The sequence below is a fragment of the Paracoccus sp. BR5-17 genome (genome assembly GCF_055693925.1).
The window spans coordinates 2,434,146-2,453,211 of record NZ_JBVFUV010000003.1 but is presented as its reverse complement, the minus strand read 5'-3'; the positions used below and the strand labels follow the sequence as shown (position 1 = coordinate 2,453,211).

General features: G+C 67.6%; 17 protein-coding genes and 2 pseudogenes. 7 read left to right on the top strand and 12 right to left on the bottom strand.

Annotated elements, in window-relative coordinates:
- Positions 1-52: 52 nt before the first annotated feature.
- The 7 genes and pseudogenes from ACZ1HC_RS13685 to ACZ1HC_RS13655 all read right to left on the bottom strand — a co-directional run bounded on the left by ACZ1HC_RS13685 (position 53) and on the right by ACZ1HC_RS13655 (position 5,619).
- Positions 53-609: pseudogene (locus ACZ1HC_RS13685) on the bottom strand (gamma-glutamylcyclotransferase).
- A gap of 72 nt (positions 610-681) precedes the next feature.
- A complete protein-coding gene (locus tag ACZ1HC_RS13680) occupies positions 682-1,602 on the bottom strand; it encodes a prephenate/arogenate dehydrogenase family protein (RefSeq protein WP_472700446.1) in 921 nt (306 codons plus the stop codon).
- Positions 1,599-2,690, bottom strand: a complete 1,092-nt coding sequence (hisC, locus tag ACZ1HC_RS13675) for a histidinol-phosphate transaminase (protein ID WP_472700445.1) — start codon at positions 2,688-2,690, stop codon at positions 1,599-1,601. Before hisC ends, ACZ1HC_RS13680 begins: the two co-directional genes overlap by 4 nt.
- A gap of 81 nt (positions 2,691-2,771) precedes the next feature.
- On the bottom strand, positions 2,772-3,626 hold the full coding sequence (locus ACZ1HC_RS13670) for a calcium-binding protein (protein ID WP_472700444.1): 855 nt from the start codon (positions 3,624-3,626) through the stop codon (positions 2,772-2,774).
- Positions 3,627-3,768: 142 nt separating this feature from the next.
- Positions 3,769-4,389 carry a 30S ribosomal protein S4 gene (rpsD, locus tag ACZ1HC_RS13665; RefSeq protein WP_472700443.1) on the bottom strand — a complete coding sequence of 207 codons (621 nt, stop codon included), beginning with the start codon at positions 4,387-4,389 and terminating at the stop codon, positions 3,769-3,771.
- Between the two features lie 124 nt (positions 4,390-4,513).
- Positions 4,514-4,711 (bottom strand): hypothetical protein, encoded by a 198-nt coding sequence (locus ACZ1HC_RS13660; RefSeq protein ID WP_472700442.1) that lies wholly within the window; start codon positions 4,709-4,711, stop codon positions 4,514-4,516.
- A complete protein-coding gene (locus ACZ1HC_RS13655; RefSeq protein ID WP_472700441.1) occupies positions 4,708-5,619 on the bottom strand; it encodes an ROK family protein in 912 nt (303 codons plus the stop codon). Before ACZ1HC_RS13655 ends, ACZ1HC_RS13660 begins: the two co-directional genes overlap by 4 nt.
- A 119-nt stretch (positions 5,620-5,738) precedes the next feature.
- Here ACZ1HC_RS13655 and ACZ1HC_RS13650 point away from each other — a divergent pair, with 119 nt between their 5' ends.
- The 4 genes from ACZ1HC_RS13650 to ACZ1HC_RS13635 all read left to right on the top strand — a co-directional run bounded on the left by ACZ1HC_RS13650 (position 5,739) and on the right by ACZ1HC_RS13635 (position 9,333).
- Complete coding sequence (locus tag ACZ1HC_RS13650) at positions 5,739-6,767, top strand: substrate-binding domain-containing protein (protein WP_472700440.1); 1,029 nt, start codon at positions 5,739-5,741, stop codon at positions 6,765-6,767.
- 63 nt (positions 6,768-6,830) lie between these two features.
- Positions 6,831-7,886, top strand: a complete 1,056-nt coding sequence (locus ACZ1HC_RS13645) for an ABC transporter permease (protein WP_472700439.1) — start codon at positions 6,831-6,833, stop codon at positions 7,884-7,886.
- Positions 7,883-8,656 (top strand): ATP-binding cassette domain-containing protein, encoded by a 774-nt coding sequence (locus ACZ1HC_RS13640; RefSeq protein WP_472700438.1) that lies wholly within the window; start codon positions 7,883-7,885, stop codon positions 8,654-8,656. The genes ACZ1HC_RS13645 and ACZ1HC_RS13640 overlap by 4 nt, the downstream gene beginning before the upstream one ends.
- A 74-nt stretch (positions 8,657-8,730) precedes the next feature.
- Entirely contained in the window at positions 8,731-9,333 is a 603-nt protein-coding gene (locus ACZ1HC_RS13635; protein WP_472700437.1) for a nucleoside/nucleotide kinase family protein, read from the top strand.
- Here the strand turns inward: ACZ1HC_RS13635 and ACZ1HC_RS13630 are convergent.
- The 4 genes and pseudogenes from ACZ1HC_RS13630 to thrS all read right to left on the bottom strand — a co-directional run bounded on the left by ACZ1HC_RS13630 (position 9,292) and on the right by thrS (position 13,616).
- Positions 9,292-10,445, bottom strand: a pseudogene (locus ACZ1HC_RS13630) (multidrug effflux MFS transporter). The gene ACZ1HC_RS13635 and the pseudogene ACZ1HC_RS13630 sit on opposite strands and share 42 nt — an antisense overlap.
- Positions 10,446-10,565: 120 nt before the next feature.
- The gene (locus ACZ1HC_RS13625) at positions 10,566-11,189 is read right to left on the bottom strand and encodes a DsbA family oxidoreductase (RefSeq protein ID WP_472700436.1); all 624 of its coding nucleotides are present in this window, start codon (positions 11,187-11,189) and stop codon (positions 10,566-10,568) included.
- A 66-nt stretch (positions 11,190-11,255) separates the two neighbouring features.
- On the bottom strand, positions 11,256-11,462 hold the full coding sequence (locus tag ACZ1HC_RS13620; RefSeq protein ID WP_089388183.1) for a cold-shock protein: 207 nt from the start codon (positions 11,460-11,462) through the stop codon (positions 11,256-11,258).
- A 207-nt stretch (positions 11,463-11,669) separates the two neighbouring features.
- Entirely contained in the window at positions 11,670-13,616 is a 1,947-nt protein-coding gene (gene thrS, locus ACZ1HC_RS13615; protein WP_472700435.1) for a threonine--tRNA ligase, read from the bottom strand.
- A gap of 121 nt (positions 13,617-13,737) precedes the next feature.
- On the opposite strand from thrS, the gene ACZ1HC_RS13610 reads away from it, so the two are divergent.
- Positions 13,738-14,478 (top strand): alpha/beta hydrolase, encoded by a 741-nt coding sequence (locus tag ACZ1HC_RS13610; protein ID WP_472700434.1) that lies wholly within the window; start codon positions 13,738-13,740, stop codon positions 14,476-14,478.
- The gene (locus tag ACZ1HC_RS13605; RefSeq protein ID WP_472700433.1) at positions 14,465-15,418 is read left to right on the top strand and encodes an alpha/beta hydrolase; all 954 of its coding nucleotides are present in this window, start codon (positions 14,465-14,467) and stop codon (positions 15,416-15,418) included. The genes ACZ1HC_RS13610 and ACZ1HC_RS13605 overlap by 14 nt, the downstream gene beginning before the upstream one ends.
- Positions 15,419-15,455: 37 nt before the next feature.
- Here the strand turns inward: ACZ1HC_RS13605 and phaZ are convergent, their stop codons facing one another.
- Positions 15,456-16,763 (bottom strand): polyhydroxyalkanoate depolymerase, encoded by a 1,308-nt coding sequence (gene phaZ / locus ACZ1HC_RS13600; protein ID WP_472700852.1) that lies wholly within the window; start codon positions 16,761-16,763, stop codon positions 15,456-15,458.
- Between the two features lie 422 nt (positions 16,764-17,185).
- On the opposite strand from phaZ, the gene phaC reads away from it, so the two are divergent.
- Positions 17,186-18,970, top strand: a complete 1,785-nt coding sequence (phaC, locus tag ACZ1HC_RS13595) for a class I poly(R)-hydroxyalkanoic acid synthase (protein WP_472700851.1) — start codon at positions 17,186-17,188, stop codon at positions 18,968-18,970.
- The last annotated feature ends 96 nt before the right edge of the window (positions 18,971-19,066 follow it).

The following is a 19,066-nucleotide window of genomic DNA, read 5'->3' as shown; positions in this document are numbered from 1 at the left end:
CTGTTCGGGACCAAGTGTAGGGCGCGGCATCTGCCTTGCCAAGCGATCCGACTCAGCCTGCGGGCTTAGCGCCTTGTTCCAGAAGCCTGCGCACCTGATCCGACAGCCGGTCCAGATCCCTGTCGCCCAGCCCGATCCGCGTCAGGTGGGCGGCGGTGTTGAACAGATAATCGGCGTTGGGCCCGCGCCCCCCTGCGCCCGCGCGATGATCCGCGCCTGTTCGTCCAGGGGCAGGCCGCCCGCATACTGCACGTGATCGCGCCGCATCACGTAGGCCAGGGCCTCGACCTGGCGGCCATCCTCGAGCCGCAGGGGCAGGATCGCCTCCTGATAGGCGTCGGTGACCAGTTCGCGGGCGCGCAGATAGGCCAGCACCTCGTCGTGGTCGTGGTCGGCGACGCGCAGCGCAAGCCCGCCGCATTCCGCCCCGGGCTGTTCGTCCAGGCCAAGGACAAGCCCGGGCAGGCTGGCCGTGCCCCGGTGCTGGATCGAGCGCAGGCAGAAACTGCGGGCATAGCCGGTCACCCAGGCGCGGACGGTTTCGACCGGCACGAAGCCCGGATCCCAGATCAGCGACCCGTAACCGAAGACCCACTCTATCTTGCGCATCTGCCGAAAACCCATTGATTGCGCCATAGTTAGGACAGCGCAGCGCGGGTTGGAAGGGCGGCCGGGCTGGGCCTAGCGCGTCGGCGCGACGCGGCCGAAATCGGGCGCGGCGGTGTCCTGGCCCGCTTCGATGATGCCGCGGCGGATGGCGCGGGTGCGGGTGAAATAGTCGAACAGCTGCTGGCCGTCGCCCATGCGGATGGCGCGCTGCAGCACGAACAGCTCCTCGGTGAAGCGGCCCAGGATGTCCAGCGTCGCCTCCTTGTTGTGGAGAAACACGTCGCGCCACATGGTGGGGTCGCTGGCGGCGATCCGCGTGAAGTCGCGGAAACCCGCGGCGGAATACTGGATCACCTCCTCGTCCGTGACGCGGCGCAGGTGGTCGGCCACCCCGACCATCGTGTAGGCGATCAGATGCGGCGCGTGGCTGGTCACGGCCAGAACCAGGTCGTGATGGGCAGGATCCATGTTGTCGGTCTTGGCGCCCATCGCGCGAACCAGATCGGACAGGCGGGCGGCGGCCTGCGGATCGCCCCCCGGCAGCGGCGTCAGCAGCCACCAGCGGTTCTGGAACAGGCTGGCAAAGCCCGCGCGCGGTCCAGAATGTTCGGTCCCGGCAAGGGGGTGGCCGGGGACGAAGTGAACCCCGGGGGGAATATGCGGGGCCACCGCGTCGATTACCGCCTGCTTGACGGAACCCACATCCGTCACCGTCGCGCCAAGCTTCAGATGCGGCGCGATCTGCGCCGCCACATCGCCCATCGCCCCCACCGGGACGGCCAGCACCACCAGATCGGCACCCGCCACGGCCTCGGCCGCGGTGTCTTCGACGCGGTCGCACAAGCCGATGTCGCGGGCGATGTCCCGGGTCTGGGCGCTGCGCGCATGACCCACCACCTCGCGGGCCAGGCCCTTGTCGCGGATCGCGTGGGACATGGACCCGGCGATCAGGCCCAGCCCGATCAGGGCCACGCGGTCATAGAGGACGCTCATGCCTGCCTCCGGCCGGCCCTGAAGCGGCCCAGGCTGTCGATCACGCGCGTCACGCCGGCCTCGTCGCCCACGGTGATGCGCAACGCGGCGGGCAGGCCATAGCCCGCCACCCGCCGCACCAGAATCCCGTCGTCGCGCAGCGCGGTATCGGCGGCCTCGGCCTCGGCCGCGTCGGCGAAGCGGGCCAGGACGAAGTTGGCGAAGCTTTCGTCGCAGCCGATGCCCATCTGGATCAGCGAGGCGCGCAGGCGGTCGCGCATCCGCGCGTTCAGATCGGCGCAGCGGTCGCGGAAGGCGGTGTCGCGGACCGCGGCCTCGGCCGTGGCCATCTGCGCGTTCGACAGGTTGAAGGGCTGCCGGATCCGGTTCAGCACGTCGATGACCGGGCGGCTGGCATAGCCCCAGCCGATCCGCAGCCCGCCCAGCCCGTGGATCTTCGAGAAGGTCCGGGTCATGATGACGTTGGGATGCCGGTCCACCAGCCCCGCCCCGCCATCGGCGCCCGCGGCGAATTCGGTATAGGCGCCGTCGTGGACCAGCAGGACAGATGGCGGCAGCCCGTCGATCAGGCGCTGCACCTCGGCGGGGGTCAGCATCGTGCCGGTCGGGTTGGCGGGGTTGGCGATGAAGACCACGCGCGTGCGGTCGGTGACGGCGGCCAAGATGGCGTCGATGTCGATGCGCCGTTCGGTTTCCGGCACCGTGACCGGGATCGCGCCCACCATCCGCGCCAGGATCGGATACATGGAAAAGCCGTGCTGGGTGGTGATGACCTCGTCGCCCGCGCCGGCAAAGGCGTGGACCACGAACTGCAGCACCTCGTCCGAGCCCACGCCGCAGATGATCCGGTCGGGATCGAGGCCGTGGACCTCGCCGATGGCGCGGCGCAGGGGGCCGTGATCGGTATTCGGATAGCGGTGCAGATCCCCCGCCGCGGCGGCATAGGCGGCGCGCGCCCGTTCGCTGCAGCCCAGCGGGTTTTCGTTCGAGGACAGCTTCAGCACCTCGCCGCGCCCCGGCAGCCGGCTTTCGCCGCTGACATACAGCGCAATGTCCATGATGCCGGGCTTCGGGGTGATCTGCGTCATGCTGGTATCCTTTGCGCCGCCCGGTTTAGTCACCGGGCCGGCACATGGAAAGAGCCGATTTCCGCAGGTCGTCGTGCCTTCCTAGAGAAAGACGAAATCCGCCTCGGTCAGTTCGGCGGGCTCGACCCGGGCCATGACGATCACGCTGTCTCCATAGGTGATCCGGACATCACGGCCGATGTCGCTGATCGACAGATCCGCCATGCCGTCCGCCCCCGAAGCGAAAACGATCCGGTCCGTTCCGGCGGCGAAGTCGGCAACCCGATCCCGTCCGTCGCCGGCCGCAAAGACAAAATCGTCTGCGCCTGCACCACCCTGGAGGGTATCGTCACCGGCCCCGCCGAGAAGGCGGTCCGCGCCACTACCACCATCCAGGCGGTCGGCCCCCGCACCGCCTTCAAGCGCATCATTGCCCTGGCCGCCGTGAAGCCGGTCGCTGCCCAAGCCGCCGAACAGGGAATCCCGGCCTGCGGCCCCCTGAAGAAGGTCGTTGCCCCCGTCGCCTCTCAGGGTATCGTTGCCGGCTCCGCCGATCAGCGTGTCCTGGCCTGCTCCGCCATTCAGGATGTCGTTGCCGGCACGTCCGTCGATCCGGTCGTGGCCATTCATGCCTGATGCGCGATCAGACCCCGCCGATCCCAGGATCTGATCTGCGCCGCCCAGGATGGCCCTGATGAACGGCTGGATATTGCCCGTCCCGACCGCGCGATCCGCGTCAAGCGTATTGGTGTTCAACAGGAACCGGTCCATCCGAAGGACGTCTTCCCCGTCGCGCGACAGTCCGATCACGCGGAGGCGGTCATAGCCAGCAAATTCCGTATCCAGGCGCCATCCGTCATCATAGGTGATGTAGTCTTCGCCCGCACCCCATTCGAAACCATCGTAGGAGGTCGAGCCGGTCAGGTTGAATGACCTGTAAAGCTGAATACGCGCCATCTGGAAGCCTATGCTGAAATCATGTCCGGGATGACGCTAGCGGAACGCGCCATCACGGCAACCAGATCGTGCGGACAAGTTTAGGCAAATGGAAAGGGCCGCCCGAAGGGCGGCCCGATCTGCAATAGCGTCCAGAACCGGATCAGTTCTTGGCGTAGTATTCGACGACCAGGTTCGGCTCCATCACCACGGCGTAGGGCACGTCGCCCAGGGCCGGGGTGCGCACGAAGGTCGCGGTCATCTTGTTGTGGTCCACTTCCAGATAGTCCGGCACGTCGCGTTCCGTCAGGCTCACGGCCTCAAGCACGATGGCCAGCTGGCGCGAGCGTTCGCGGATGGCGACGACATCGCCTTCCTTGACGCGGTAGGACGCGATGTTGACACGCTGGCCGTTGACGGTGATGTGGCCGTGGTTCACGAACTGGCGCGCGGCCCAGATGGTCGGCACGAACTTGGCGCGATACACGACGGCATCCAGGCGACGCTCCAGCAGGCCGATCAGGTTCTCACCGGTGTCGCCCTTGACGCGCTCGGCCTCGGCATAGATGCGGCGGAACTGCTTTTCGGTCAGGTCGCCGTAATAGCCCTTCAGCTTCTGCTTGGCGCGCAGCTGGGTGCCGAAGTCCGACAGCTTGTTCTTGCGGCGCTGGCCGTGCTGGCCGGGGCCGTATTCGCGGCGGTTGACCGGGGACTTGGCGCGGCCCCAGATGTTTTCGCCCATGCGGCGGTCGATCTTGTACTTGGCAGAGGTGCGTTTCGTCACCGCTGATCTCCTTCATGTGTCATCGAAGGGCGTTGTCCTTTGGCCTTTCGGCCCGACAGGCTTCCCCTTGCGGGGTCCACCAACACCAATGGAAGCGGGCCTTATAAGGGCAGGGCCGGCAGAGTCAAGTCAGCGATCCGTCCGGTTCGAAGAAATGCGCCAGCGGCAGGGCGGCGGCGCCCAAGATGCGGGCGCCGCGGCCCAGGCTGCCCTCCAGGACCGCGGGCCGGTCTATGCCGGCCGCCGGCAGCGCCTCGATCGCCGTGCGGGTGGCCCGTGCCAGGGCCGCGCGGGTGGCGGGCGGAACGGCGCCGTCGATCACCACCGCCGGGATGTCCAGAAGCGCCGTCGCCGCGATCGCCGCGAAGGCCAGGGCGTCGGCCGACTGGGCGATCCACGGCCGCTCGATCTCGGGGGGACCACCCAGCCCGTGTCGTCCGGCTGCAGCGGGTGGCCCAGGCGCGCCTCCAGCGTCGAGACCGAGGCCACGTCCAGCAACTGCCGCCCGCCCGGGACAGGCATCGACCCCAGCGCCCCGGCATTGCGGGCGGGTCCGACCCGCAGCCTGCCATCCAGCACCACGCCGCCCCCGGCGAAATGGGCGATGTAGAGGTGGACGAAGTCGCGCGGCAGGTTCAGGCGGCCGAAGATCAGTTCCGCCGCGCAGGCGGTGCTGGCGTCGTTTTCCAGAAACACCGGAAACGGCACGTTGCCGGCCAGTTCGGCGGCCAGGTCGAAGCCGCGCCAGCCCGCCATCTCGGCCCCCCAGTCCCACAGGCGGAACGGCATGGCGATCCCCAGGCCGGCGATTCGCGACGGATCGTCCAGAGAGGACAGCATCGTGGCGATGCCGTGGCGGGCGAAGCCGACGATGCGTTCGGGGGTCGGGTGGGGGTATATCTCCTGCCGGTGGATCTTTATGGATCCGGTGAAATCCACCAGGGCCAGTTCGACCAGCCGGCGGCCCAGCTTCAGGCCCAGGAACAACGCCCCGTCCGGCGCCAGCGACAGGGGCGTCGAGGGCTGGCCCACCTTGCCCCTGACGACCGCCCCTTCGTCCACGAAACCGTTCTGGATCAGCCGCCTGGTCAGGTTCGTGATGGCCTGCGGCGACAGGCCGGTGGCCTGGGCAAGGGCGGCGCGCGGCAGGGCTGCACGCTTGCGGATCAGCGACAGGACCAGACGCTCGTTCCGGCTGAGGTCGAGGCGGGGCTTGGGGTCGTTGAGCATGGCGGCTGTCTCCTGAACCGCATTAGTCAACAGAATTGATTTATTGACAAGAGGAAACGCTTCATGCTTTCTGGGAACGCAGAGGCGGAGGAGGTGCCGCCATTCGGAGGAGTTTTGCAATGATCATTAAGTCTTCGCTTGGCCTGTCGCTGGCCGCATCGGTGCTGGCCCTGTCGGCCGGCGTCGCCGCCGCCCAGGATCCGGTCAAGGCCTGTCTCATCACCAAGACCGACATCAACCCGTTCTTCGTGAAGATGAAGGAAGGCGCCACGGCGAAGGCGCAGGAACTGGGCATCGAACTGATGACCTTCGCCGGCAAGATCGACGGCGATCACGAAACCCAGCAGCAGGCGATGGAAAGCTGCATCGCGGCGGGGGTGAAGGGCATCCTGATCACCGCATCCGACACCAAGGCCATCACCGAATCGGTCGGGCAGGCGCGGGACGCCGGCATCCTGGTCATCGCGCTCGATACGCCTCTGGACCCGATCGACGCGGCCGACGCGACCTTCGCCACCGACAACCGCGAGGCAGGCCGCCTGATCGGCGCCTGGGCGGCGGGCAAGATGGGCGATGCCGCGGCCGATGCCAAGATCGCCATGCTGGATCTGTCGGCCAGTTCGCCTTCGGTGGACGTGCTGCGCGACCAGGGGTTCCTGGAAGGCTTCGGCATCGATGTCAAAGACGAAAACGTGATCGGGGACGAGGACGACCCCCGCATCGTTGGCCATGACGTCACCTCGGGCAACGAGGAGGGCGGCCGTCAGGCGATGGAGGCGCTGATGCAGCAGGATCCGGGCATCAACCTGGTCTATACCATCAACGAACCCGCGGCCGCAGGCGCCTACGAGGCGCTGAAGTCCTTCGGCATGGAGGGCAATGTCACCATCGTGTCCGTCGATGGCGGCTGCCCCGGCGTCGAGAACGTCAAGGCCGGGGTGATCGGCGCCACGTCGCAGCAGTATCCCCTGAAGATGGCCTCGATGGGGATCGAGGCGATCGCCGCCTTCGCCAAGGACGGCACCAAGCCGCAGGCGACCGAGGGGCTGGAGTTCACCGACACGGGCGTGAACCTTGTCACGGATCAGCCGGTCGAGGGGGTGCCGTCGATCAGCGTCGAGGAGGGCCTGGCCCAGTGCTGGGGCTGAGAACGTCCCGATAACCGGGCGGCCGCCCATCGCGGCCGCCCCTGCTGAACCCCGGAGAGCCCCATGTCCCACACCCCCGATCCCGCGGTCGCGCGCGATCCGTCCGAAAAGGTGGCCAGCTTCGACCACCATTCGCGCGGCACGCTGGACCGCATCCAGCATTTCCTGCACCGCTATCCCACGATGGTTCCGGTCATCGTGCTGGTCCTGTCGGTGGCGGCCTTCGGGCTGGTTTCGCCCAACTTCTTCTCGGCCTTCAACCTGTCGCTGATCCTTCAGCAGGTCGCGGTGGTGGGCACGCTGGCGGCGGCGCAGTCGCTGGTGATCCTGACGGCGGGCATCGACCTGTCGGTGGGCGCCGTGATGGTGATGGTTTCGGTCATCATGGGCAAGCTGTCGGTGGACTTCGGCATTCCGGTGCCCATCGCGATCCTGATCGGGCTGGCGGTCGGCGGCGCCACCGGCGCGCTGAACGGCGCGCTTGTGACCCGCCTGAAGCTGCCGCCCTTCATCACGACGCTGGGCACCTGGAATATCTTCCTGGCGTTGAATTATTACCTCTCCAACCGCGAGACGATCCGCAGCCAGACCCTGGATGCCGAAGCCCCGCTGCTGAAGTTCTTCGGTGAGCGCTTCACCCTGGGGGGCGCCGTGCTGACCTATGGCGTGCTGCTGATGGTCCTGGTCTTCGCGGTGCTGTGGTACGCTCTTTATCACACCGCCTGGGGCCGGCGGGTCTATGCGGTGGGCGATGATCCCGAGGCCGCGGCCCTGGCGGGCATCCAGACCAGGCGCGTGCTGATGTCGGTCTATGTGCTGGCCGGCGTCATCTGCGGACTGGCCGCCTGGTCGTCCATCGGCCGGGTGGGATCGGTCAGCCCGACCTCGTTCTTCGAGGCCAACCTGGAATCCATCACCGCGGTGGTGATCGGCGGGATCTCCCTGTTCGGGGGGCGCGGGTCGATCATGGGACCGCTGATCGGGGCGCTGATCGTGGGGGTGTTCAATTCGGGGCTGCGGCTGGCCGGCGTGGACGTGCTGTGGCAACTGTTCGCGACGGGCTGGCTGATCATCCTTGCCGTCGCCGTCGATCAATGGATCAGGAAGATCTCGTCATGACCCAGCCGCTTCTGTCCGCCCGCAACCTGGTCAAGCGCTATGGCCGCGTGACCGCCATGGACCACGCCGACTTCGACCTGTATCCGGGAGAGATCCTGGCGGTGATCGGCGACAACGGCGCCGGCAAGTCCAGCCTCATCAAGGCGATCTCGGGCGCGGTGCAGCCCGACGAGGGGGAGATCCAGCTGGACGGCAGGCCGGTCAGCTTCGCCAGCCCGCTGGAGGCACGCAGGGCCGGGATCGAGACGGTCTATCAGACCCTGGCGCTGTCGCCCGCGCTCTCGATCTCGGACAACATGTTCATGGGCCGCGAGATCCGCCGCGACGGCATCATGGGCAGGTGGTTCGGGATGCTGGACAAGCCGGCGATGGACGCCGTTTCCCGCCAGAAGCTGTCGGAGCTGGGCCTGATGACGATCCAGAACATCAACCAGCCGGTGGAAACCCTGTCCGGCGGCCAGCGGCAGGGCGTCGCGGTGGCGCGCGCCGCGGCCTTCGGCAGCCGCGTCATCATCCTGGATGAACCCACGGCCGCGCTTGGCGTCAAGGAAAGCCGCCGGGTGCTGGACCTGATCCTGGACGTGCGGTCGCGCGGTATCCCGATCGTGCTGATCAGCCACAACATGCCCCATGTGTTCGAGGTGGCGGACCGCATCCACATCCACCGCCTGGGCCGCCGGCTTTGCGTCATCAACCCCAAGGACCACAGCATGTCGGACGCGGTGGCCTACATGACCGGGGCGCGGGTGCCGGACGGGGTCGCGGCGTGATAGGCGGGGAAGGGGGGCTAGCCCCCGTCCTTCGGACTCCCCCAGGATATTTCGACACAGGAGATGGGCAGGGGTTGCTGGCCCGGATCCGCGGGCTGGAGGGCACGCGGGTGCTGGTTGCGGTGGCAGGCGCGCCGGGATCGGGCAAGTCCACCCTGGCCGCGGGGCTGGCAGGCCGGCTGGACGATGCGGTGCTGGTGCCGATGGACGGGTTCCACCTGGACGACCGGGTGCTGGCCGCCCGGGGGCTGCTGGCGCGCAAGGGCGCCGTCGAGACCTTCGACGCCGAGGGCTTCGCGGCTCTGGTCCGGCGTCTGGCAGTTCCGGGATCCGAGGTCGTCTTTCCCGTCTTCGACCGCAGCCGAGAGATCGCCGTGGCCGGGGCAGGGGTGGTGGCGCCCCATCATCGCATCGTCGTGATCGAGGGGAACTACCTGCTGCTGGACCGCCCGCCCTGGAACGGGCTGCGATACGACCTGAGGATCTGGCTGGACGTGCCCGAGGCTGAACTGGAGCGCCGCCTGACCGCGCGGTGGCAGGGCCATGGCAAGGATGCGCGCCAGATCGCGGCCCATCTGGAAAACGATCTTGCCAATGCCCGGATCGCCACGCGAAGGTCGGTCCCGGCGGATCTGTCAATCCCGCAGGCGCTTCATCAGGACCCAGGCCAAGGCTGAGCAGACCAGCGTCGCCGTCATGGCCGGGATCGCCGTGCCGTCGTAAAGCAGGCCGACCGGCGCGGCGATCAGGGTCGCCGCGATGGTCGAGAGGGCGGCGATGAGGGAGGCCGCCATGCCCGCGACATGCCCCATGCGCTGAAGCGCCAGCGCGTTGAGGTTGCCGAAGGTCACGCCCGCCATGAAGAAGACGCTGACCGCCCAGAAGAAGAAGGCGGGAAAGCGCAGGCCGTCGGGCAGCGCATCCGTCAGGGTCAGCGCCAGCACGACCGACGAGACGCAGGTCTGCATGGCATAGGCCCACCGGGCGATCCGCCGCATCCCGAAGCGCATCACGAAGGTGGCGTTCAGCAACGTCCCCAGACCCGACAGCAACGCCATGAGCGCGAACCAGGCGGGGAAGCTGTCGCCCTTGCCATAGGCCTCGCCGAACAGCTGCTGGGCCGAGGAGAGAAGCCCGAACATCTGCGCAAAGCCCAGCGTCAGCACCAGCGTGCACAGCATCACCTGCCGGTCGCCCAGCACCTCGCGCGCGGCCGCGGCCAGGGGGCGGCGCGCAGCGGACGGCGGGCCGGGGGCGGCAGCGTTTCCGGCTGGCGCAGGCCAAGCCAGGTGGTTCCGATCAGCGCGAACAGGATGAAGGCCAGAAAGACCCCCTGCCAGCCCGAGAACCAGATGATGCCCGCCCCGATCGCCGGGGCAAGCGCCGGGATCAGGATGAACACCATCATCACGAAGCTGGAGATCCGCGCCATCTCGCGACCGGCGTAAAGGTCGCGGATCAGCGCCATGCCGACGATCCGCGGCCCCGAGGCGCCGAGCCCCTGGAGGAAGCGGGCGGCCAGCAGGAACTCGATCGAGTGGGCGAACAGCGCCGCCAGCGTCGCGGCGACATAGATGGTTGCGCCCAGGTAGATCGCGGGCTTGCGCCCGATGGCGTCGGACACCGGACCGGCGAACAGCGTGCCGATCCCCATGCCGGCCATGAAGGTGGTCAGGATCAGCTGGGCGCGGTTGACGTTCTCGGGCGTCAGTTCGGCGGCGATGTCGGGCAGCGCCGGCAGCATGGCGTCGATCGAGAAGGCGACGGTGGCGAACAGGAACGCCATCATGGCCACGAATTCGGCCAGCGGCAGGCGGCGCTGCGACGCGCCGGCATCGGGGGCAGTCACGGACATTCGGGGGCCTTTCGTCAGGCCGTTCCCTTGCCCGAGAGCGTCAGCCGGCGCAAGCTAGTTCGGCGTCCCGGCCAGGTCGTCGATGACCTGCCGCCACAGGCTGGCCGGCTGGGCGCCGGTGATGACGTGGCGGTTGGCCAGGATGAAGGTCGGCACCGACGAGACGCCGCGCTCGCGCGCGTGCCGTTCGCGGGCGGCGACCTCGTCGCGGTCGGCATCGCTGGCCAGAAGCCTGGTCACGAGGCCGGCGTCCATGCCCGCCGCGGCAGCGATGCGGGCCAGTTCCGAAGCGTCGCCGATGTCGCGCCCTTCCTGCCAGTGGGCGCGCAGAAGGCCCGACATCACGCGCGTCTGCGCGCCTTCAAGGCCTGCCCAGTGCATCAGCCGGTGGGCATCGGTGGTATCGGGCTGGCGGGGCGAAGGGTTCAGGTCCAGGCCAAGCGCCGCCGCCCGTTCCGCGACCGCGCGCGACGCCTCGTGGGCGCGCGGGCCCAGCCTGGCACGCAGGTATTCTATCCGGTCCATCCCGCCTGCGGGCATCTGCGGGTCCAGCCGGAACGGGTGCCAGGCGATCTGGAACGGGTGCAGCGCGCGGCTTTCAAGCGCGCGGTCCAGTTCCAGCTTGCCGATCAGGCACCACGGGCAGACGGGATCCGCGAAGATGTCCAGCGGGATCATGGGTGGTCCTTCCGGCAAAGGAAAACGGCCCGCGAACGGGCCGTTTCGCAGCCGTTCAAGGCCGGATCAGAGCAGCTTCAGATCGCTGGCCGAGGCGCGGCCGTCGCGGCCCGACTGCAGTTCGTACGCGATCTTCTGGTTGTCCTTCAGACCTGTCAGCCCGGCGCGTTCCACCGCCGAGATGTGGACGAAGATATCCTTGCCGCCGTCATCGGGGGCGATGAAGCCATAGCCTTTGGTGGCGTTGAACCATTTCACCGTTCCGGTCGCCATAACCGTTCTCTCCTTCAAGTCATCCCGACGCAGGATTGCGTCAGGCCGTGCAGCCCGCTTTCGGTATTCCGGCTGCCCGTAAAGGGAGGCGGTAGAAAGGCTTCGCTCACGCAAGAGAGAGGATGGACGAGATCGTTAAAAAACGCAAGCAGGAAACGCGCGCAGAACCCGGGGACTGCGCGCGATGACCTTCAATCCGTTTCGGAGTCACCGCAGATCGGGCGGTGTCGCTTCGTCTTTCAGCATGGCCACGGCTTCGGACAGCGGCAACTGGCGCGAGCCCTGCTGGTCGAGCCGCCGGACCGACACATTGCGATCCTCTACCTCTTTCATGCCGATGGCAAGAATCGCCGGCACCTTCCCGACCGAATGTTCGCGGACCTTGTAGTTGATCTTCTCGTTGCGGGTGTCCGCCTCGGCTCGCAGCCCCGCGTCGCGCAGGGCCGCCACGACCTCGTGCACGTAGGCGTCGGCATCCGACACGATGGAGGCCACCACCACCTGCCGCGGCGCCAGCCAGAAGGGCAGCTTGCCGGCGCTGTTCTCGATCAGGATGCCGATGAAGCGTTCGAAGCTGCCCAGGACCGCGCGATGCAGCATGATCGGGCGGTGCTTGGCGCCGTCCGATCCGACATATTCCGCGCCCAGCCGTTCGGGCAGGTTCGGGTCCACCTGCAGCGTGCCGCATTGCCAGTCGCGGCCGATGGCGTCGCGCAGCACGAATTCCAGCTTGGGGCCGTAGAAGGCGCCCTCGCCGGGAAACAGTTCGTAGTCATGACCCGCTGCCTTGCAGGCATTGCCAAGCGCGGATTCCGCCCGGTCCCAGCTTTCGTCGCTGCCGATGCGCTTCTCGGGCCGCGTGGACAGCTTGATGCGCCAGTCGGTGAAGCCCAGGTCGGCATAGACGCCGGCCAGGAACTCGATGAACTTCCGGGTTTCCGCCTCGATCTGGTCCTCGGTGCAGAAGATATGCGCGTCGTCCTGGGTGAAGCCGCGAACCCGCATGATGCCGTGCAGCGCGCCCGAGGGCTCGTAGCGGTTGCAGGAACCGAACTCGGCCATGCGCAGGGGCAGGTCGCGATAGGATTTCAGGCCGTGGTTGAAGACCTGCACGTGGCAGGGGCAGTTCATGGGCTTCAGCGCGTTGACGGTCTTGGTCCTGGCATGATCCTCGTCCACCTCGACGATGAACATGTTCTCCTGATAGTTCTGCCAGTGGCCCGAGGCCTCCCAGAGGGTGCGGCTGACGACCTGGGGGGTGTTCACCTCGACATAGCCATCGGCGCGCTGCTTGCGGCGCATGTAGTCCTGCAGCGTGGTGTAGATGTTCCAGCCGTTCGGGTGCCAGAAGACCTGTCCCGGCGCTTCCTCTTGCATGTGGAACAGGTCCATCTCGCGGCCCAGCTTGCGGTGGTCGCGCCTGGCCGCCTCCTCGAGCATGGTCAGGTGGGCCTTGAGGTCGTCGCGGTTGCGGAAGGCCACGCCATAGATGCGCTGCAGCATCGGGCGCGTGCTGTCGCCTAGCCAGTAGGCGCCGGCGACATGGGTCAGCTTGAAGGCGTCGGCGGGCAGTTGCCCGGTGTTCTGCAGATGCGGGCCGCGGCACAGATCCTGCCAGGGGCCGTGCCAGTACATCCGCAGATCCTCGCCCTCGGGAATGCGCTCGATCAGTTCGACCTTGAACGGCTCGTTCCGGTCCCGGTAATGGGCCACGGCGCGGTCGCGGTCCCAGACCTCGGTGCGGACGGGGTCGCGGGCGGCGATGATCTCCTTCATCCGGGCCTCGATCCGGCCCAGATCCTCGGGCGTGAAGGGCTCGGCGCGGTCGAAGTCGTAGAACCATCCCTGATCGCGCACCGGGCCGATGGTCACCTTCACGTCCGGCCACAGTTCCTGCACGGCGCGGGCCATGACATGGGCAAGATCGTGGCGGATCAGTTCAAGCGCCTGGGCCTCGTCCTTCATCGTGTGGATGCTGATGGCGCCGCTGCGGGTGATCGGCCATTGCAGGTCGATATGCCGCCCGTCCAGGCTGGCCGAGATCGCGCGCTTGGCAAGGCTGGGGGCGATGCTTTCGGCTACCTGCGCGGCCGTGACGCCGGCGGGATAGTCGCGCGCATTGCCATCGGGGAAGGTCAGGGAAATCCGGGACATGATCTGTCCTCCTCGTCGGTCTGGCGCCCACGGAACGCCCGGTTGCGGGTTATCTGCGGCCTTCCTTGGACCCCGCGGGGAAAACTGTCAAGATAAGCGGGACGACAGCGACAGGTGGGACATGAGCGAATATCTGGAAACCCGCTCCGGGCGGCGGATCGCCTTTCGGCGCAGCAGCGGGGCGGGGCCGGGGCTGGTCTTTCTGGGCGGGTTCAAGTCCGACATGACCGGCACCAAGGCCGCCTGGCTGCATGACTGGGCCACCGGGCAGAACCGCGCCTTCCTGCGCTTCGACTATTCGGGTCATGGCGACAGCGGCGGCCGCTTCGAGGACGGCTGCATCGGCGACTGGCTGCAGGACGCGCAGGACGTGATCGAGGCGCTGACGGAGGGGCCGCAGGTGCTGGTCGGATCCTCGATGGGGGGCTGGATCGCGTTGCTGCTGGCACGCGCCATCCCGCAGCGGGTGGCAGGCCTGGTGACCATCGCCGCCGCGCCCGACTTCACCCAGCAGGGCTTCTGGGCCGGCTTTTCCGAGGCGCAGCGCGAGACGCTGATGCGCGCGGGCCGGATCGAGCGGCCCAGCGACTACAGCGACCAGCCCTATGTCATCACCCGCCGCCTGATCGAGGACGGCCGCCGCCATCTGGTGATGGACCGGCCGCTGCCGCTGCCCTTCCCGGTGCGGATGCTGCAGGGAACGGCCGACGCCGACGTGCCGGCCGACTGGGCCGTGCGGCTGCTGGGGCACGCGACGGGGGACGACATGCGGCTGACCCTGGTGAAGAGCGCCGATCACCGCTTTTCCACGCCGGAATGTCTGGCGCTGATCGCGGCATCGGTCGCCGATGTTCTGGGCTAGGCTGGCCAGCGGGCTGCTGGCGGCGCTGGCGCTGATCTGGATCTTCGGCCCCAGGGACCGGCTGCGCACGGACGGGCAGGGGGCGCCGCCGCCCGGCGACGTGCAGGCCTGGTTGGACCGCCGCGAGGCCGGGATTGACCCCGAGGTGGCGTCCCGACTGCACTGGGCGGGCCGGCCCGGCGCCATGACGGACGTGGCGATCCTGTATCTTCATGGCTTTTCCGCCAGCCCGGGCGAATTGCGCCCCCTGCCGGAACGGCTGGCCGAACGGCTGGGGGCCAATCTTCTGGCGATGCGGCTGACCGGCCACGGGACGGATGGCCGCGGCCTGGCCCGGGCGCGCGCGCAGGACTGGTGGCGTGACCTGGCGCAGGGCTTGGCGGCCGCGAGGCGCCTGGGGCGGCGGGTGGTGGTGATCGGCATGTCCACGGGCGGGACGCTGGCCGCCCTGGGCGCGCGCGATCCCCGGCTGGGCCGGATGATGGCGGGGGTGGTGCTGATCTCGCCCAACTTCGGATTGCAAAGGGGGGACAGGTGGCTGCTGGACCTGCCCCTGGCCCGTCCCGTCCTTCGCCTGCTGGGCGATCCCGAACGCTGCTTCCCGGTCCGGAACGACCTGCACCGCCGCCGCTGGACAATCTGCTATCCGCTGTCTGCGGTCCTGGCGGTCGGGGCGCTGCTGCGGCAGGCCGGGCAGGGCGATTACCGGGCCGCTTCCGCGCCGGCCCTGTTCATCTGGTCCGACGCGGACAGGATCGTCGACCACGCCGCATCGGCGCGCGTGGCGGCGGGATGGGGCGGCGGCGCCACCGTGGTGAAGCTGACGGTGGGGCCCCAGGACGATCCCGATGCCCATGTGATTGCGGGCGACGCCTTGTCGCCCGGCCTGACGCGGCACCTTGTGCCCAGGATCGCGGCCTGGATCAACGCCCTGCGCTGATCGCGGGGAACAGCCCCGCCGGCCCGCGGCCCGCCCTTCAGACCGCGATCTTGCTGCTGTCGGTGAAGGGATCGGTCGCGCCGCAATCCGCAGCCTCGCCGCCACGAACGCGGTTCTTCCGGTGCTTCTCGACCTCGGGCAGGGTCATGTTGTCGTCGATGAAATCGAGAACCAGCGGGCGGATGTTCAGCCGCCAGGACTTGCCCGCGAAGATGCCGTAATGACCGGCGCCGGGTTCGAGATGCTGCTTCTTGCGGTCGGCAGGGACGCCGGTGCACAGATCCAGGGCCGCGACGCACTGGCCCGGGGCCGAGATGTCGTCGTTCGCGCCCTCGACCGTCATGATCGCGACGTCGGTGATCTTGCCGATGTCCACGCGGCGGCCGTTCACGACGAACTCGTTCCTGGCGATCTCGAGCTTCTTGAAGATCCGGTCCACGGTGGAGAGATAGAACTCGGCCGTCATGTCCATCACGGCCAGGTATTCGTCATAGAACTTGTTGTGCTTGTCGCCCTCGGAGGCGACGCCGCGGGCTTCGTCCCAGATCTTGTCGATGAAGGCCTTGGCGTGGGTTTCGGCGTTCATGGCGATGAACGAGCCAAGCTGGGCCAGGCCCGGATAGACCATGCGGCCCGCGCCGCGATACTTGAAGCCCACGGACTGGATCACAAGCTGTTCCAGTTCGCCCATGGTCATGCGGTTGCCGAAATCGGTGACCTCGGTCGCGGCCGCGTCGGGATCGACCGGGCCGCCGATCAGCGTCAGGCTGCGCGGCTGAGAGGCGGGGTCATCCTCGGCCAGGATCGCGGTGGCCGCCAAGGCCAGCGGCGCAGGCTGGCAGACCGCGATGACGTTGGTGTCGGGGCCCAGGTGGCGGATGAAATCGACCAGATACTGGGTATAATCCTCAATGTCGAACTTGCCCTCGCTCACCGGGATGTCGCGCGCGTTGTGCCAGTCGGTCACATAGACCTCGCAATCGGGCAGCAGCGAGGTGACGGTGGACCGCATCAGCGTCGCATAGTGGCCCGACATCGGCGCCACCAGCAGGACCTTGCGGGGCTGGACGTCGCGGCGCGCGACGCGGAAGTGGATCAGGTCGCCGAAGGGACGCTTCATCACCGTATCGACATAGACGATGTGATCCTGGCCCTGATCGCCGGTGATGGCGGGAATGTTCCAGTCAGGCTTGATGACCATCCGCCCGAAGCTGCGTTCGGTGACGCGGCCCCAGGCGCTCATCAGCTTGAAGAAGGGATGCGGGTTCAGGGCGAAGATCGGATAGGATGCAATGGCCCGGGCGGATGCACCCATCCATTCGTTCGTGTTGCGAATGGTTTCCATTGCGTCATAGGACACGATGCCTTTGATACCCTTGATCGTCACGGGGCCATCCTTTCATTGCTGCGTCGGGGTGGAACGCATCGCCACGGCACATGGGTCCGAAACCCGGGTTTGCGCAATAGCCGCCCTGCGCCTATGATTGTCTCTGGTAATAGGGGGGAACCGGGATCATGGCAAGAACTGCAGGATCGGACGGCAAGAGTGTTGCCCGGACGCGGCGCAAGTCGGACACGTCCGGCAAGGATGCCCCGCCCGCCGCCAAAAAGGCCAGGGCGTCCGGCACCAAGGCCAAACGGAACCGCGAGCCGCAGGCGCAACCGGTGTCGTCGCCGGCGCCCGATCCCATCTCGGCCCCGCATCTGACCAACGCCCCGCAGCAGGAGGCCGCGAAAGCGTCCGAGGGCGCGCGTGCCTCGGGCGCCATGGCCAATGCCCTGGCCCGCGGCTCGACCGGGGCGACGGCGCGGAAGCTGGCCGAGAACATCGAGAGGATCGAGACCCTCGGCCAGCGGCTGATGGCCGCGCTGTCGGCGCGGCCCCGGCCCAATCCGGGAATCGAGGCGCCCGGCCCGGACCTGCTGCTGACCGCCGCCAGCGCCTGGGTCAAGACCCTGTCCGAACAGCCGGGCCGGGTGCTGGAGAGCCAGGTCGATTACTGGGGCGAGACGCTGAAGAACTATGCCGACGCGCAACGGGCCATGGCCTTGGGTCACGTGACGCCCTCGGACGAGGATCAGCCCAAGGACAAGCGCTTCGCCCATCCGCTGTGGCAGAGCCACCCCTATTTCAACTTCGTCAAGCGCCAGTATCTCATCAACGCCAAGGCGCTGAAGGACGCGGCCGGGAACCTCAGGCTGTCGGACGACGTGGCGCGGCGGCGGATCACCTGGATGACCGATCAGATCGTCGACATGATGGCGCCGACCAACTTCCTGGCCACCAACCCCGACGCCTTGGAACGCGCGGTCCAGACCGAGGGCGAAAGCCTGGTCCGCGGGCTTGAGAACCTGGTGCGCGACGTGGAACGCAACGGCGGCGACTTCGTCGTGTCGCTGACTGACCCCGAGGCCTTCGTGGTCGGAGAGGACATCGGCGCCTCGGCAGGCTCGGTCGTGGAGCGGGCCCGGCTCTACGAGCTGATCCAGTACAAGCCCGCCACCGACCAGGTCCACGAGACGCCGCTGCTGATCTTTCCGCCCTGGATCAACAAGTTCTACATCCTCGACCTCAAGCCGCAGAACAGCCTCATCAAGTGGCTTCTGGAACAGGGCCACACGCTGTTCGTGGTCAGCTGGAAGAACCCCGATGTCTCCTACGCCGATGTGGGGATGGAGGATTACGTCGCCGCTTATCTCGAGGCGATGGACAAGGTTCGCGACCTGACGGGGCAGCGGCAGGTGAACGCCGTCGGCTATTGCATCGCCGGAACCACGCTGTCGCTGACCCTGGCGCTGCTGAAGCAGCGCGGGGACGACCGGGTGAAGTCGGCCACGCTGTTCACCACCCTGACCGACTTCTCGGACCAGGGAGAGTTCGTCAGCTTCCTGCAGGACGACTTCGTGACCGGCATCGCCGAGGAGATCAAGCGCCACGGCCTGCTGCGCGCCCAGCTGATGTCGCGCACCATGAGCTTCCTGCGTCCCAACGACCTGGTCTGGGGGCCGGCGATCCGCAGCTACATGATGGGCGAGGAGCCCCCGGCCTTCGACCTGCTGTTCTGGAACGGCGACAGCACGAACCTGCCGGGCAAGATGGCGATGCAGTATCTGCGCGGGCTTTGCCAGCAGAACGCCTTCGCGACCGAGGGGTTCGAGGTGATGGGCCACAAGCTGCACCTGTCCGACGTCAGCGTTCCGGTCTGCGCGATCGCCTGCGAGACCGACCACATCGCGCCCTGGAAGGACTGCTGGCGCGGCGTGGCGGGGATGGGGTCGAAGGACAAGACCTTCATCCTGTCGGAATCCGGCCATATAGCCGGCATCGTCAACCCGCCCACGAAGAAGAAATACGGCCACTACATCGGCAGCAGCGACTTCAGCGCCGGCCATCAGGCCTGGAAGGAAGCCGCCACCTTCACCCCGGGAACCTGGTGGACTCACTGGGCGGAATGGCTTGCCGAACGGGCAGGAGGGAAGGTCCCCGCCCGCGATCCCGGCCCGGGATTGTGCCCTGCGCCCGGAACCTATGTTCACGAAAAGGGTTCGTGATCCGTTTCCGGACAGCGGCTTGCAAAAACCAGCCGGACCTTCTCCAGAATATTCTGCAGCGCAGCATAAAACCCTTGAAATGCCGCGCCGCAGCAT